We start from the raw sequence: 14,448 nt of genomic DNA, 5'->3' as shown, positions 1-14,448 counted from the left end.
CGGGGCCGGGCGGAGCCCCCGCGCCGACCCCACCGCAGAAGCGCCCCGTCACGTCGTCAGGTCCCGCGACCGCAGCCCCGCGAGGCCGATCGCCGTGAGTGCCACCGTCATCGCCGTCAGCCCCTCGACGGCCCCCCACACCATCTCCTCCCCCGGCAGCTTCGGGAGGTGGGTGAAGGGGGAGAGCTCCAGCACGGCGCCGGGAAGGTCCAGCACCGGACCGAGCCAGCCGATCAGCAGGGCCGCGCCCGCCACGCCCCATGCCGCCGGTGCCGCCTGCGGCCACACCCCGTACAGCAGGACGGCACAGCCGCCGATCACCCACACCGCCGGGAGCTGGACCAGGCAGGCGCCGAGCACGGGGCCGAGGTGGCCGCCGTACCCGATACCGAGACCCAGCCCGCCGAGCAGCATGATCAGCGCGGCGCCGCCGAAGGCGACGGCCAGGTGCCCGCCCGCCCAGCGCAGCCGCCCGACCGCACCCGCCAGCACCGGCTCGGCCCGCAGCGCCGTCTCCTCGGCGTGTTGCCGCAGCACGGCCTGGACGATGTACAGCGCGGCGACCATGCCCAGCATCCCGGCCATGGAGGCGAGGAACGCGTCGGTCAGCCCGGCCTGTCCGCCCATCCGTTCGACGATCTCGCGGGTCCGCTCGTTGTCGCCGACCAGATCCGTGGCGCCGCCCGTGATGGCGCCGAAGGCCAGCCCGGCGGCGAGGAAGGCGGCACCCCAGCCGAGCACGCCGCCCCGCTGGAGCCGCCACGCCAGCGCGCCGGCCGTACCGAGGCGGCCCGTCGCCGGACCGGGCCGGGTGGGCAGGAAACTCATGCCGATGTCGCGGCGGCCCGCCAGCCCGTACGCCACGCACGTCTGGACCGCGACCGCCACGACGAACAGCAGCAGCACCCACCACCGCTCGTCCGCGAACGAACGCACGTTCTCCAGCCAGCCGATCGGCGACGCCCAGGTCAGGGCGGACGAACCGTCGTTCTCGGCGGCGTCGCCCGCGGCCCGCAGCACGTACGCCGCGCCGAGGAGCCCCCCGGTCAGCCCCTTCGCCAGCCGCGCGCTCTCCGTGAGCTGTGCCGCGATCGCCGCCGCCGTGGCGAAGACCATGCCGACCCCGGCCGTTCCGAGCCCCAGCGCGAGCGCACCGGCCGTGCCCTGTGCGGCGAGGCCGCCGACGATCAGCACCGCGAGCGCCGCGTTCCCGACCAGTGCCGCCAGGAGGGCCGCCGTGAGCGGTGCCCGGCGCCCCACCATCGCCGCCGAGAGCATCTCCTGCCGCCCGCTCTCCTCCTCGTCGCGGGTGTGCCGTACGACGACGATCAGGCTCAGACACGCGGCGAACACCCCCGCGTACGCACCGATGCGCCAGGCCACCAGCCCGCCGAGCGAATCGCTGAACACCGGGCCGTACGTGGCGCGCAGCGAACTGTTCGCCAGCATCTGCCGTGCCACCCCGGCGCGCTCGGCCGCCGTCCCGTACACGCTCTCCAGCGCGCTCGGCAGCGACAGCACCGTCAGTCCGATGACGGCCACCCACACCGGCAGCAGCACCCGGTCCCGGCGCAGCGCGAGCCGCAGCAGGGTGCCCGTACCGGCGAACAGGCGCGCACGCCCCGCGCCCGGCGCGAGCGCCGCTGCCGCCACCGCGGTCATCGGGCCCCCACCTCCGCCGGGGCCCCGCCCAGTTCGTCCTGGTAGTGCCGCAGGAACAGTTCCTCCAGGGTCGGCGGCGTGCAGGTCAGCGACCGTACGCCGGACTCGGTGAGCGAACGCAGCACCGCGTCCAGTTTGTCCGTGTCGACCTGGAACCGTACGCTCCCGCCCCGTGCCTCGAAGCCGTGGACACCGGGCAGCCCGGACAGCCCGCCCGGTGGACCGGCCAGCACGGCGGTGACGCTCGTACGGGTCAGATGGCGCAGGTCGGCGAGCGAGCCGCTCTCGACCGTGCGGCCCTTGCGGATGATGCTGACCCGGTCGCACAGCTCCTCCACCTGACTGAGGATGTGCGAGGACAGCAGCACGGTGCGGCCGCGGTCACGTTCCTCGGCCACGCAGCGCTGGAAGACCTCCTCCATCAGCGGATCGAGACCGGCGGTCGGCTCGTCCAGGATGAGCAGGTCGGCGTCGGAGGCGAAGGCGGCGACGAGGGCGACCTTCTGCCGGTTGCCCTTGGAGTAGGTGTGACCCTTCTTCGTGGGGTCCAGTTCGAAGCGCTCGGTCAGCTCGGTGCGGCGCGCCCGGTCCAGGCCCCCGCGCAGCCGTCCGTACAGGTCGATGACCTCGCCGCCGGAGAGGTTGCGCCACAGGGCGACGTCGCCGGGAACGTAGGCGATCCGCCGGTGCAGAGCGACCGCGTCCGTCCAGGGGTCGCCGCCCAGCAGCCGTACGGTGCCGGCGTCGGCGCGGAGGAGACCGAGCAGGACGCGGATGGTGGTGGACTTCCCGGCACCGTTCGGCCCGAGGAAGCCGTGCACCTCGCCGGTCCCGACGTGCAGGTTGAGACCGTCCAGTGCGTGGGTCCGTCCGAACGACTTGTGCAGTCCGGATACCTCGACTGCGTTGTCGATGGCGCGCTGTGCCAGGGTCATGTTCCTGAACGTACGGTACTTTCACAAATTTGTGAAGTTAAGGAAGCGTATGAATCGACGATAGGATCGGCGGGGAAGCGACCGGACGACGAACGGGATTCTTGTGAGCGAGCCGAGCACGGACCGGGTGCACCGTACGGACGCAGGTGCGGTGCCCGGCCGGGATCCCGAAGCCGTGTCGCGCTTCGTCGAGCGGTTCGCCTCCCAGCTCGCCGATGCGGGGATGCAGCGGATGCCCGCACGCGTGTTCGTGGCACTGCTCTCCTCGGACACCGGCGTCATGACCTCCGCCGAGCTGGGCGAGCAGCTCCGGATCAGTCCCGCCGCCGTCTCCGGCGCGGTCCGCTACCTCTCCCAGCAGCACCTGGTCTCACGCGAACGCGAACCCGGCTCGCGCCGCGACCGCTACCGGGTGCACAGCGGCCAGTGGTACGAGGCGGTGACCAACCGCGACGCCGTTCTGCGTGGCTGGGAGGACGCCCTGCGCGAGGGCGTCCAGCAGCTCGGCGCCGACACCCCGGCCGGCCGCCGGCTCGCCGAGACGCTCGCCTTCTTCGAGTTCCTGCAGGACGAGATCAACCAGATGATGGAACGCTGGCGCGTCCGCCGGAAGGAACTGTTCGGCGACGACAAGGACTGAGACCCGGAGGCCTCCTTCACCCCGGCAGTGTGAGCCCCCAGGCCCCTTCCCGTACGACCCACGTCCGGGTACGGACCGGACCGGCGACGACGGAGTCCGACGCGTACCGGAAATCCGCTCCCGACACGGTCACCCGCCGCCCGACGGCCTTCAGCAGGGCGGCCTCGGCGTCCGCCGACGCCGGCCGCACCTCGACCTCCGCGGCCCCGTTCCCGCCCGGCGTCACCGACACGGACCGCACCGGCTGGTGGAGGTCGACGAGCAGCATCCCGTCGACCTCCACCCGCAGCCGGGCCGGCCCGGCCCCCGCCCCCTGGACGGCGGCCCGCGGCGAACGCGATCCGAACGTGTACGTCCGTACGAGCTGCAGGCAGGCCCGCAACCGCGAGGCACGTTCGGCGGACCCCGCGGAAGCCCCGGAGGTCCCGGGAAGTCCGGGGGTGGTCCCGGAACCGCCGACACGGCGCAGACCTCCCGGCCGAGCACCCGTACGCCCGCCCCCGGCCTCCGGCACAGCCCCGGAACCCCCAGGAGCCCCGAACCCCTTGGACCCACGAGCTCCGGAAGCCCCGAAGCGAGCGGCGTCGGCACCACCGGCACCGGCCGGAATCACCGCCGACGGAATGCCCACCGCCCCCAGCACCACCCCGTCACTGTCGTCCACCAGCAGGTCGAGCCGCCGCTCGACACCGTCCAGTACGGCACGCGCCGCGGCGACGGCACCGGTGGGCACCCCCAGCGAACGCGCCAGCGACAGCCCTCCCGCCCCCTCGCCCGCCGGCGCGCCCCCACCGGCGCCCGCGCCCGCGCCCGGCCCGGCCCCGCCGCCGACCGGTACGAGCGACAGCGCGCATCCGGCGAGTTCGCGCTGCCGGTGCAGCAACGAGACGGCCCGCAGCAGCGCGCGGTCGTCACCGATCACGACCGGCCGCCGGGACCCGCGCCTCTCCAGCGCCCGCGCGAACTCCTCGGGCCCCTCCGGGAGGCAGACCTTCGTACTCGCCGCGCCCGCGCTGAGCACGTCCTTCGCGATCCGTACCGACTCTCCGTCCGTCTGCCGGGCGAGGGGGTCGATGACCACCAGGAGCTGGTCGGAAGTCGCCACCTCGGTCCTGCCTCGCTTCCTCGGGTAGCATCTTTGTGCAAGAGCCCCTTGCGCCATTTAGCCAGGGGCTTCGTCTATTCCGGGGCATCCGGGTCCGACGACGAAGGACGGCCGGGGACGGCCACCGTGTATGCGGCACACAGGGTGCCCCGTACGCCCCTGACGTTGGACATGCCCCGCCCGGAAGGGGTGTACGCGCGTGCCCGCACTTGTGCTGCTCGGTGCTCAGTGGGGTGACGAAGGCAAGGGAAAGGCCACCGACCTGCTCGGCGGATCGGTGGACTACGTGGTGCGCTACCAGGGCGGCAACAACGCCGGCCACACGGTAGTCGTGGGTGACCAGAAGTATGCCCTCCACCTCCTCCCTTCCGGAATTCTGTCCCCGGAGTGCACTCCGGTCATCGGAAACGGCGTCGTCGTCGACCCTTCGGTCCTGCTCTCCGAGCTGAGCGGTCTGAACGAGCGCGGCGTCGACACGTCCAAGCTGCTGATCAGCGGCAACGCCCACATCATCACGCCGTACAACGTCACCGTCGACAAGGTGACGGAGCGTTTCCTCGGCAAGCGCAAGATCGGCACGACGGGCCGCGGCATCGGTCCGACGTACGCCGACAAGATCAACCGTGTGGGCATCCGCGTACAGGACCTCTACGACGAGTCGATCCTGCAGCAGAAGGTCGAGGCCGCCCTCGACGTCAAGAACCAGCTGCTCACCAAGCTCTACAACCGCCGCGCCATCGCCGCCGACCAGGTGGTCGAGGAGCTGCTGGGCTACGCGGAGCAGATCAGGCCGTACGTCGCCGACACGGTCCTGGTCCTGAACCAGGCCCTCGACGACGACAAGGTGGTCCTGTTCGAAGGCGGTCAGGGCACCCTCCTGGACATCGACCACGGCACGTACCCCTTCGTCACGTCCTCGAACCCGACCGCGGGCGGTGCCTGCACGGGCTCGGGCGTCGGCCCGACGAAGATCAGCCGCGTCATCGGCATCCTGAAGGCGTACACGACCCGCGTCGGCGCCGGCCCGTTCCCGACCGAGCTGTTCGACGAGGACGGCGAGGCGCTGCGCCGCATCGGCGGCGAGCGGGGCGTGACCACCGGCCGTGACCGCCGCTGCGGCTGGTTCGACGCGGTGATCGCCCGCTACGCGACCCGGGTGAACGGCCTGACGGACTTCTTCCTCACCAAGCTCGACGTCCTGACCGGCTGGGAGGAGATCCCGGTCTGCGTGGCGTACGAGATCGACGGCAAGCGCGTCGAGGAGCTCCCGTACAGCCAGACGGACTTCCACCACGCGAAGCCCGTCTACGAGACGCTGCCGGGCTGGAGCGAGGACATCACGAAGGCCAAGACCTTCTCCGACCTCCCGAAGAACGCCCAGGCGTACGTGAAGGCCCTGGAGGAGATGTCCGGCGCCCCGATCTCCGCGATCGGTGTCGGTCCGGGCCGGGACGAGACGATCGAGATCAACTCGTTCATCTAGCGGCGGTGCCCGGGCCGCGCGGCGGTCGTACGACGGTGTGAGGGGCGTCCCTGACGGGGCGCCCCTCACACCGTTGCGGTCACTTGCCCTCAGGCTGCTCCGGCTCCTGCGGGGCCGGAGCCTGGAACCCCTCGGCGTCGAGCGTGCAGTCGAAGCACGGTGGGGTGACTTCGGCGACTTCGGCGACTTCGGCGACGAAGGAAAGGTTCTCTCCGTCCAGAGGATCGCTTTCGCTCTGTGCAGGCCACTCGGGACACGGAGCAGCCGTCCGTGTGCGTAGTGGCGTGGGAGATCAACAGCTCGTCGTCCAGGTATGGGAGCTGCCCCGGTCGTTCGCGCCCCCGTCGTAGGCGACCTCCTGTCCGGGAGCCAGGCAGAGGGTGACGCCGCCGGTGAGCTCCCGGCCGTCGTAGACCTTGACGTGGTCGGGCACGCCGGGGCCGGAGACCCCGTGGTTGGCCCACGAGGAGTCCTCGTTGGACATGTCGCCCTCCCACCAGCGGTCGTCGCCGCTGTGCTCGATCTTCATCCCGTCGAAATTGGCGTCCGTCCACACGCAGAAGTAGCCGCTGCGGCAGTCGGCCGACTCGGCGGTGGCCGAGGTGGCGAGGAGGGCTCCGGCGGAGAGCAGGCCGGCGGCGATGAGGGTGGTGAAGCGGTTCATGTGGGTACCTCTCGTTATCTCTTGATCTCGTTATCTCTTGATCTCTTGCGTCACTTGGCGAGCAGTGGTCCGGCGGCCCGTACGGCCCGCGCCCGCATCCGCCCCCAGTCGGCCAGCTCGGTGCGGTGCGCGGCGCGGACCTCGGCGAGCGTGCGGTGGGTACGGGCGGCCTCGGGGCGCAGGTTGCCGACGGTCACCGAGGCCCGGAACCAGCGCCGCTGGTCGCCGTACAGCCGCCGCTGCGCCGCGGCCAGGCAGCCGTCGGTGTGGGCGCGGACGACGTACCCGGTGGGCAGCCTGAGCGACAGCTCCGCCCGGCCCGCCCCGAACAGCGCGTCGGCGACGCGCCGTTGCTCGGCGGCGGGCAGCGGGCTGCGCCCGGGGCGGGGCGGTACGAAGCCCCGGTCGGCGAGGCAGGCGTCGGTGAGGCGCTGGGTCGCGGCCTTGACGAGGTCGTCGGGGGCGGGGCGGGATGTCGGAGTGGTGGCCGTACAGGCGGTGACGGCGAGGAGGCAGGCCGCCGGCAACACGGCGGCGGCGAGGGCGATGTGGCGCACTGGGCGGTCCCGGAGGGCGGTTCGCGACGGTGGTCGGGAGCGTGAACTCCCCCTCGACCGAAGGGACCATGCGCCACACCGCCCGTTCAGGTGGCGGGGAAGCCGACCCGGGCGTGCGCAGGCTGTCGCGAGCCGTGGTCGCGCGGGCCCCGCACGGGACGGCGGAGAAATGCGCGAGCGCGTCGGAGCGCACCGGCGTGAACGCTGTTCGGGTACGGGTACGGGTACGGGTACGAGTACGGGTACGGGTACGGGTATGGGTCCGGGTACGGGTCCGGGCGGCCGGCTACCGGCGCCCGGCCAACCGTCATGTCGACGCGCCGGCGACGACGGCGGAGCTCGGGCGCGTCGGTGGGGCGGCGACCACCCCTCAGCTGAACACGATCATCGACCCCTGCGCCAGACTCCGCGTGGCCGCCGCGTGCAGCCCCAGCCACACGTGCCGTTCGCGGGCGAAGGGGCTGGGGTCGTACGGGGCGGGGACGGCCGGCTCCTCCAGTTCCGTGGGGGCGAGCGGGGCGGCGGGGGCCGCCGGGGGGTTCGCCGGGTCTATCCCGATCGACGGGGCCACGAACTCCAGTTCACGCAGCAGCGTCTGGGAGGAGCCCAGGGGGCCGCCGCCCGCGAGGAGTTCGTCGTTGGAGAGCGGGTGCGGGAAGTCGACCGGGACGTACGCGCCCGCGTGGTCGTAGTGCCAGACCAGGTGGGACTGCTGGGCGGTCGACTCGAACATCTCCAGCAACTGCTCGTAGTCCCCGCCCAGTTCGTCCACCGGGGTCACCGGAAGCCCGCAGACCTGGAGCAGGTAGGCCCGCCGGAGGAAGTGCAGCGCGTCGTAGTCGAAGCCCGCGACCGGGGCCACGTCACCCGACAGGCCCGGCATGTACTGGTACACCGGCACCGGAGGCAGGCCGGCCTCGCCGAGCGTCTTGTTGTAGAGCGCGAGCTCGTCGGCGAAGGGGTTGTCGGGGGTGTGGCACAACACGTCGACGAGCGGGACCAGCCACAGGTCACAGGCCAAAAGGAGGCTCCTCGGGTAGCACGGTGGTCAAGAAAGCGTAATGGCTGAGGCCCGCCTCAGCGCCCTTCGTGCGTACCCCTTACCCACACACCGCAGGCCCGCGAACCAGTCTTGTCCCGCGGGTCGCATCAGGTCCTGTCGGGTCCTGCCGGGTCTTACCGGGTCCTGTCGTGCCGGGTTCCATCGGACCGTGTCAGACCGTGTCAGGCGCGCCCTTCCGGCCGTTCGGCCGCCAGGCGCTCGACGAGGGCCAGACTGTCGGCGTTGTGGCCGGCGACGATCTTGTGGGCGGTGCGGGTGTCGCCGCGCACCAGGGCGTCGACGAGTTCGGTGTACCCGGTCCACAACTGCCCGCGCGGATCGGACAGTCCGCGCAGGTGCTGGACGGCGCACACCCAGGTCCGTACGCGCAGCCGGTGCAGGAAGTCGGCGAGATAGGGGTTGCCGAACAGATCGCTCAGCTCGCGCCAGAAGCGCAGGTCGTAGCCGATGAGGATGTTGAGCTCACCGGCGGCGGCGGCCCGCCGGGCCTCCTCGCCGCGGCGGCGCACGGCGGCGAGGACGGCGGCCGTGGCGGGGCCGTCGCCGAGCCGCTTGTCACGGAAGATGCCGTCGATGACGATGCCGCGGGCGTCGATCATCTCGCGGTAGTCGCCGAGGGAGTACGCGTGCACCTCGAAGCCGCGGTGCTGCACCGAGTCCAGCAGACCCTGCGCCGACAGATCGACCAGGGCCTCACGGACGGGGGTCGCGGAGACGCCGTACTGGTCGGCGATCTCCTTGACCGTGAACTCCTGCCCCGGCTGGAGGCGGCCGGCCAGCACCTCGTCGCGGAGCGCGTCCGCGATCTGCTGCCGCAGGGTGCTACGCGTCACGGTGCCACTGCCGTTGCGGCTCGGGCTGCCGCCACCGGTGCCGGCCATCGTCGGGGCCTCTTTCTCCGCGTGCGGGTGCGTGCGATTTTGTCTGCGCCTGCTCTGCTGCGCGCATTCTTCTGCACACATTTCTACGAGCACGTCACCTTACGCGTTCACAAGTCGCTTCGAGGTGTTCGCAGCTTGTCCCCATACGTGAGGACGCCCGTCGGCGGGACACGCCGAGCGCCGCCCGGCTTCTCGCTCCGGCTCCCTCGATGCTCCCTCGCTGCTCGCGGAGCACCGTGCGGCTGTCACGAACCAGTGGACTCCGTCCGTTCCCCTGGCCTCCCGGTACGACCGGACTATCCTCGATTTGTCTGTTGCACCCGGACCGGGGGGAAGGTGGGGCGACGATGGAGAACCTGGGAACGGGGGATCCGCGGGGGGTGCCTCCGGGGCACAGGCTTCACGGGCGGGCCGGATCGTACGGACTGCTCGCCCGGCTGGGCGCGGGCGGGATGGGCCAGGTGTACGTGGCCCGCTCCGACCGGGGCCGTACCGTCGCCGTGAAGCTGGTACGGCGGGAACTCGCCGAGCAGGAGGAGTTCCGGGCGCGGTTCCGGCAGGAAGTGCAGGCCGCACGGCGTGTCGGCGGACACTGGACGGCACCGGTGCTGGACGCCGACACCGAGGCCGTCATTCCCTGGGTGGCCACGGGGTACGTCGCGGGGCCCAGCCTCCAGACGGTCGTCGGACACGATCACGGGCCGTTGCCCGAGCGGTCGGTGCGCGTCCTCGCCGCCGGGCTCGCGTACGCGCTGATGGACATCCATGCCGCCGGAATCGTCCACCGGGACCTCAAGCCGTCCAACGTGCTGGTCACCATCGACGGTCCGCGCGTCATCGACTTCGGCATCGCCCGCGCCCTGGAGACCGTCACCGACGGCGGGCTGACGCGCACGGGGGCGCTCGTCGGGTCGCCCGGCTTCATGGCGCCCGAACAGGTGCGCGGGGACCGGCTCACGCCCGCGTGCGACGTCTTCTGCCTGGGCTCCGTGCTGGCGTACGCCGCGAGCGGGATCCTCCCCTTCGGAAGCGCCGACTCCGGGGTGCACGCGCTGATGTTCCGCATCGCGCAGGACGAGCCGAACCTCGCCGGTCTGCCCGAGGGGCTCGCCGACCTCGTCCGGGACTGCCTGCGCAAGGATCCCGCGGACCGGCCCACGCTGGACCGGGTCCTGGCGCGCACGGGCGCGGCGGACGCCCTCGCGGACGGGCGCTCGCGCGACCCGTGGCTGCCGAGTGCGCTGGTGGCCCAACTCGGCCGGCACGCGGTGCGGTTGCTGGACACCGAGGATCCGCTGGAGACGCGGGGCACGGAGAACGGCGTGGGGAAGGGTGCGGCGAACGGGGCGGGGAGCGGGGCGGAGAACGGGGCGGGCGTGTCCGGACGGTCGGGTGCACCCGGCCGACTCGCGGCGCCCGGTGCGCCCGAGGACGGCGAGGACGGCGAGGACGGTGGAGCTCCGCCCCCGCCACCCCCGCCCGGCGTCGACCGGTTGCCGACCCAGGTCTCGGACGCACCGCAGACGCCTCCACTCCCGCCCCCACTTCCGCCCGCACTCCCCCCGCCGCCCCCCGCCTACGGCTATCCGCAGCAGCACCCTCAGCCGCCCCCGCCCGAGTACGGCCCCGCGCACGACGGCGGCTGGTGGAGCGGACACGGGCAGGAGGGGTACGGACAGGCGGCGGGTTACGGACAGCCGGCAGCGGGTGCGACGCCGCCGTACGGTCCCGGTTCGGCCCCGCCGCCCTACGGCTTCGGCCCGGCATCCCCGTACGGCGGCGCCTACGCCCCCGGCCCCACCGCTCACCAGCAGCGCGGCGAGGGCCCGGGCAGATCGAGCCGCACCACCGCGGCCCTCATCGCGGTCGCCCTCGTCGTGGCGCTCGGCGCCGGCGGATCGGTGTACGCGCTGATGAAGAGCGGCGCGGGCGGGGACGACGACGCGGCCGATCCGTCGGTGAGCGCGCCCGCGGCCCCGGGGCCGGACACCACGGGACCGGACGCCTCCGCACCGGGCGACCCGGAACCGGACGCCTCCGAGCCCACGGTGCCCTCCGCCGGGCAGCCCACCCCTCAGGAGTCCAGGGGCGGCGCCGTTCCCGACGCGTACCTCGGCTCCTGGGAGGGGAGCGACAGTGCCACGAGCGGACGGAGCTCCCGCACGCTGGTCTTCCGGCAGGGCGAGGTCGGCGACACGGTGCTGGCGCTCACCGTGGACGGAACGGTGAGGGGAGGCACCTTCCACTGCGAGTTCGAGGCCGAGCTGGCGTCCGCGCCGGCCGACGGGGGGCCGTTGCGGATCGGCCCCTCGCGGGTCGTCGTCGGCGAACCGGCCGGCTCCTGCACCCCCGGCGCCGCGTCCGAGGTCACGCTGCTCCCGGACGGCCGGCTGCGCCGTGTGCTGTCCGGGGAGACCTGGACGTACACGAAGGCGGCGGACCAGGACCGGCCGCGCTCGCGCCCGGTCCCCGGACGGCTCGACGCCCGGTCCCCGGACGGCTCAGCGCCCGGCCACGGTCACCGGGCCTCCGGCGGTCGCTGGCGTGGCATGTTCGGGCGGGTGGTCGGCGGGGCGGGGTAACGGCCGTTCGAGGACGTCTCCGGGCGGGCCGTTCCCGGGCCGGCCGTCTGGATGCCGAGCGGCGCGGACCCCGTGCGGAACTCGATCATCCAGTCGGCGGTCTCGGTCCGTACCAGCTCCGTGACGTCCTCGGTGAACCTCCGCAGCACCCCGAGGCACCGCTCCGCGGCCTCGCTCGCGGTCCCGTCCGTCGGGCCGAGGACCTCCCGCACGCTCTCGGACGCCCAGTCGAACTGGAGTGCCTGGAGCCGGCGCTGTACGGCCTGGGCCGTGGCCACGTCGCGCATCCAGCCGGACGTCATCCCGAAGTACCGGTCCCCGGCCACGCACGCGACGCACAGCAGCAGCGACAGATATCCCCAGGGCGCCATCCCGCCCACCACCCCGGTCAGGTCGAGCAGCGGCAGCGAGGCCCCGGCGAGGGCCCCGAGCGCCGCCCCGGCCCGCAGCACCCACGCGCACCGCCGCTTCCACACCCGGTCCGCCAGGTACCACGTGACCGTCCGGAGGGCGCCCCCCTCCACCCACTGGTACAGCTCCTCCAGCCGCTCCGCCGGCTCCCCCCAGTCACCCGCCGGGAACGGCCGCCCGGCCAGATCGGGCCCCGGCTCACCCCCCGGCCCACCGCCCGACCGGAACCCGGCGCTGTCGCCCCGCCCCTTCGGGGACGTTCTCTCGGGCTGCATCTCCGGCTGGCTCACCCGGCACTCCCTACCTACTGCACTGCTGCTGACGCGACCTGACCTGACCGATGACGGCCGCACGACCGAGAGCGGAACACCGGCGCACCGGGACGGTGCACGGCGCCGAATGATCCATCGTGACCGTGTGTGACGTGACGACGTGACGACGTGACGACGTGACGGTGCATGGTGCAGGACGCCCGCCTCCCTCCATGCCTCGCCTCACGCCTCACTTCCAGCACACGGCCGCCCCTTTCCCGACCCTCAGCCGTCCCCTTCCTAGCGCTCAACGAGTGGCTGCGGTGACGCTTTCGTCGTTTTTCCGCCCGGACGAGGGGCTTGATCAGGTATAGGCTCCCCCGCGACCTCACCCGAAAGAGTGCTTGGGCGACGGGCGCGCCGACCACGTAGGCTCGTGCCAAGCGGAAAAACGGAACGTCAGGAGCTGATCGTGATCCCCGGTGGTGGCCAGCCCAACATGCAGCAGCTGCTCCAGCAGGCCCAGAAGATGCAGCAGGACCTGGCGAACGCGCAGGAGGAGCTCGCCAGGACCGAGGTCGACGGCCAGGCGGGCGGCGGCCTGGTCAAGGCGACGGTGACCGGCTCCGGCGAGCTGCGCGGTCTGGTCATCGACCCGAAGGCGGTCGACCCGGAGGACACCGAGACCCTCGCCGACCTGGTCGTCGCCGCGGTGCAGGCGGCCAACGAGAACGCCCAGAAGCTCCAGCAGCAGAAGCTCGGCCCGCTCGCCCAGGGGCTGGGCGGCGGCGGCATCCCCGGGCTGCCGTTCTAGCCGCGTCACGGTGGCCCCCGCCGCCCCGTCCGGCGAAGTTCGCCTTCTCGGCGGGGCGAGGGCCAATTACCGTACGAACTGACAGTACGAACTGAAAGACTCCACGAAGGCAAGGCACGAAGGGCAGGCAGTCCGTTGTACGAAGGCGTGGTCCAGGACCTCATCGACGAACTGGGGCGGCTCCCCGGCGTCGGTCCCAAGAGCGCGCAGCGGATCGCCTTCCACGTCCTCCAGGCCGAACCGACGGACGTCCGCCGTCTCGCCCAGGCCCTCATGGAGGTCAAGGCCAAGGTGCGCTTCTGCGCCACCTGCGGGAACGTGGCGCAGGAGGAGCTGTGCGGCATCTGCCGCGACCCGCGCCGCGACCCCGCCGTCATCTGTGTGGTGGAGGAGCCGAAGGACGTCGTCGCCATCGAGCGCACCCGCGAGTTCCGCGGCCGCTACCACGTGCTGGGCGGAGCGATCAGCCCGATCGAGGGCGTCGGCCCGGACGACCTGCGTATCCGCGAGCTCCTGGCGCGTCTCGCCGACGGCACCGTCACCGAGCTGATCCTGGCCACGGACCCCAATCTGGAGGGCGAGGCCACCGCCACGTACCTCGCCCGCATGATCAAGCCCATGGGCCTCAGGGTCACCCGCCTGGCCAGCGGCCTCCCGGTGGGTGGCGACCTGGAATACGCGGACGAGGTCACCCTCGGCCGCGCCTTCGAGGGGAGACGACTCCTAGATGTCTGACGCGACGCTGCACGCGACCCATCTGGACCCCGGCGACTTCGCGGTCCAGATCGCGGACCAGATCGAGAGTTTCCTGGTCGCCGTCACCGAGGTGGCCAAGGGCGACGAACCCGACTCGGCAGTCCCCTTCCTCCTGCTGGAGGTCTCCCAGCTGCTGCTGGCCGGCGGGCGGCTCGGCGCACACGAGGACATCGTGCCGGACGAGCGGTACGAACCCGACCTCGGCCCGGAGCAGGACGTGGACCAGCTGCGCGAGAACCTGGCCCGCATGCTGGAGCCGGTCGACGTGTACTCGGAGGTCTTCGACCCGTACGAGCCCCGCAAGGCGCCCGTCCCGGCCCGTATCTCCGACGACCTCGCCGACGTCATCACCGACCTCCGCCACGGCATGGCCCACTACCGTGCGGGCCGCACCACGGAGGCCCTCTGGTGGTGGCAGTTCTCCTACTTCTCCAACTGGGGATCCACGGCCTCCGCGACCCTGCGCGCCCTCCAGTCCCTGGTCGCCCACGTCCGCCTGAACCAGCCCCTGGAGGAGCTGGACGGCCTGGACACCGACCAGGACCTCGGCGACGAGGCCCTGGAGCTGGAGGCCGGCCGGGTGATGGCGGAGGAGATCGCGGGCCCGCTGGGGCTGCGCCAGGTCAAGTGACCGTGGCCTGAGG

The 14,448-nt window shown here is 72.5% G+C and carries 14 protein-coding genes; 6 read left to right on the top strand and 8 right to left on the bottom strand.

The window, feature by feature from the left end; translation table 11 throughout:
* Window positions 1-48: 48 nt before the first annotated feature.
* Window positions 49-1,662, bottom strand: coding sequence for an ABC transporter permease (locus tag IEZ04_RS26470; RefSeq protein ID WP_189219473.1), 1,614 nt, complete (start codon window positions 1,660-1,662; stop codon window positions 49-51).
* Entirely contained in the window at window positions 1,659-2,597 is a 939-nt protein-coding gene (locus IEZ04_RS26465; RefSeq protein WP_189219472.1) for an ABC transporter ATP-binding protein, read from the bottom strand. The genes IEZ04_RS26470 and IEZ04_RS26465 overlap by 4 nt, the downstream gene beginning before the upstream one ends.
* 103 nt (window positions 2,598-2,700) lie before the next feature.
* Here IEZ04_RS26465 and IEZ04_RS26460 point away from each other — a divergent pair, with 103 nt between their 5' ends.
* Entirely contained in the window at window positions 2,701-3,237 is a 537-nt protein-coding gene (locus IEZ04_RS26460; RefSeq protein WP_229821288.1) for a GbsR/MarR family transcriptional regulator, read from the top strand.
* A 16-nt stretch (window positions 3,238-3,253) separates the two neighbouring features.
* On the opposite strand, the gene IEZ04_RS26455 is transcribed toward IEZ04_RS26460, so the two are convergent.
* Window positions 3,254-4,342: a diacylglycerol kinase gene (locus IEZ04_RS26455; protein ID WP_189219471.1), complete on the bottom strand. Its 1,089-nt coding sequence runs from the start codon at window positions 4,340-4,342 to the stop codon at window positions 3,254-3,256.
* A gap of 199 nt (window positions 4,343-4,541) precedes the next feature.
* Between IEZ04_RS26455 and IEZ04_RS26450 the strand changes: the two genes are divergently transcribed.
* A complete protein-coding gene (locus IEZ04_RS26450) occupies window positions 4,542-5,825 on the top strand; it encodes an adenylosuccinate synthase (RefSeq protein WP_189219470.1) in 1,284 nt (427 codons plus the stop codon).
* A 292-nt stretch (window positions 5,826-6,117) separates the two neighbouring features.
* Here the strand turns inward: IEZ04_RS26450 and IEZ04_RS26445 are convergent, their stop codons facing one another.
* The 4 genes from IEZ04_RS26445 to IEZ04_RS26430 form a co-directional block, all read right to left on the bottom strand.
* Window positions 6,118-6,489 carry a peptidase inhibitor family I36 protein gene (locus tag IEZ04_RS26445; protein WP_189219469.1) on the bottom strand — a complete coding sequence of 124 codons (372 nt, stop codon included), beginning with the start codon at window positions 6,487-6,489 and terminating at the stop codon, window positions 6,118-6,120.
* A 50-nt stretch (window positions 6,490-6,539) separates the two neighbouring features.
* Entirely contained in the window at window positions 6,540-7,046 is a 507-nt protein-coding gene (locus tag IEZ04_RS26440) for a hypothetical protein (RefSeq protein ID WP_229821287.1), read from the bottom strand.
* Between the two features lie 370 nt (window positions 7,047-7,416).
* Complete coding sequence (locus IEZ04_RS26435; protein ID WP_189219468.1) at window positions 7,417-8,067, bottom strand: putative DNA-mimic protein; 651 nt, start codon at window positions 8,065-8,067, stop codon at window positions 7,417-7,419.
* A gap of 203 nt (window positions 8,068-8,270) precedes the next feature.
* Window positions 8,271-8,990: a GntR family transcriptional regulator gene (locus IEZ04_RS26430; protein ID WP_189219467.1), complete on the bottom strand. Its 720-nt coding sequence runs from the start codon at window positions 8,988-8,990 to the stop codon at window positions 8,271-8,273.
* Window positions 8,991-9,337: 347 nt separating this feature from the next.
* Here IEZ04_RS26430 and IEZ04_RS26425 point away from each other — a divergent pair, with 347 nt between their 5' ends.
* The gene (locus IEZ04_RS26425; protein WP_189219466.1) at window positions 9,338-11,572 is read left to right on the top strand and encodes a serine/threonine-protein kinase; all 2,235 of its coding nucleotides are present in this window, start codon (window positions 9,338-9,340) and stop codon (window positions 11,570-11,572) included.
* Here the strand turns inward: IEZ04_RS26425 and IEZ04_RS26420 are convergent.
* Window positions 11,509-12,273, bottom strand: coding sequence for an SLATT domain-containing protein (locus IEZ04_RS26420; protein ID WP_189219465.1), 765 nt, complete (start codon window positions 12,271-12,273; stop codon window positions 11,509-11,511). The two genes, IEZ04_RS26425 and IEZ04_RS26420, sit on opposite strands and share 64 nt — an antisense overlap.
* Window positions 12,274-12,706: 433 nt before the next feature.
* Here IEZ04_RS26420 and IEZ04_RS26415 point away from each other — a divergent pair, with 433 nt between their 5' ends.
* The 3 genes from IEZ04_RS26415 (at window position 12,707) to IEZ04_RS26405 (ending at window position 14,435) form a co-directional block, all read left to right on the top strand.
* A complete protein-coding gene (locus IEZ04_RS26415; RefSeq protein WP_189219464.1) occupies window positions 12,707-13,048 on the top strand; it encodes a YbaB/EbfC family nucleoid-associated protein in 342 nt (113 codons plus the stop codon).
* A gap of 135 nt (window positions 13,049-13,183) precedes the next feature.
* Window positions 13,184-13,783 (top strand): recombination mediator RecR, encoded by a 600-nt coding sequence (recR, locus tag IEZ04_RS26410; protein ID WP_189219463.1) that lies wholly within the window; start codon window positions 13,184-13,186, stop codon window positions 13,781-13,783.
* The gene (locus tag IEZ04_RS26405; RefSeq protein ID WP_189219462.1) at window positions 13,776-14,435 is read left to right on the top strand and encodes a DUF5063 domain-containing protein; all 660 of its coding nucleotides are present in this window, start codon (window positions 13,776-13,778) and stop codon (window positions 14,433-14,435) included. Before recR ends, IEZ04_RS26405 begins: the two co-directional genes overlap by 8 nt.
* Window positions 14,436-14,448: the final 13 nt, after the last annotated feature.

It is taken from the genome of Streptomyces ruber (assembly GCF_014648075.1).
GTDB classification, from domain to species: Bacteria; Actinomycetota; Actinomycetes; order Streptomycetales; family Streptomycetaceae; genus Streptomyces; species Streptomyces ruber.
This window is presented reverse-complemented; position numbering and strand designations above follow the sequence as displayed.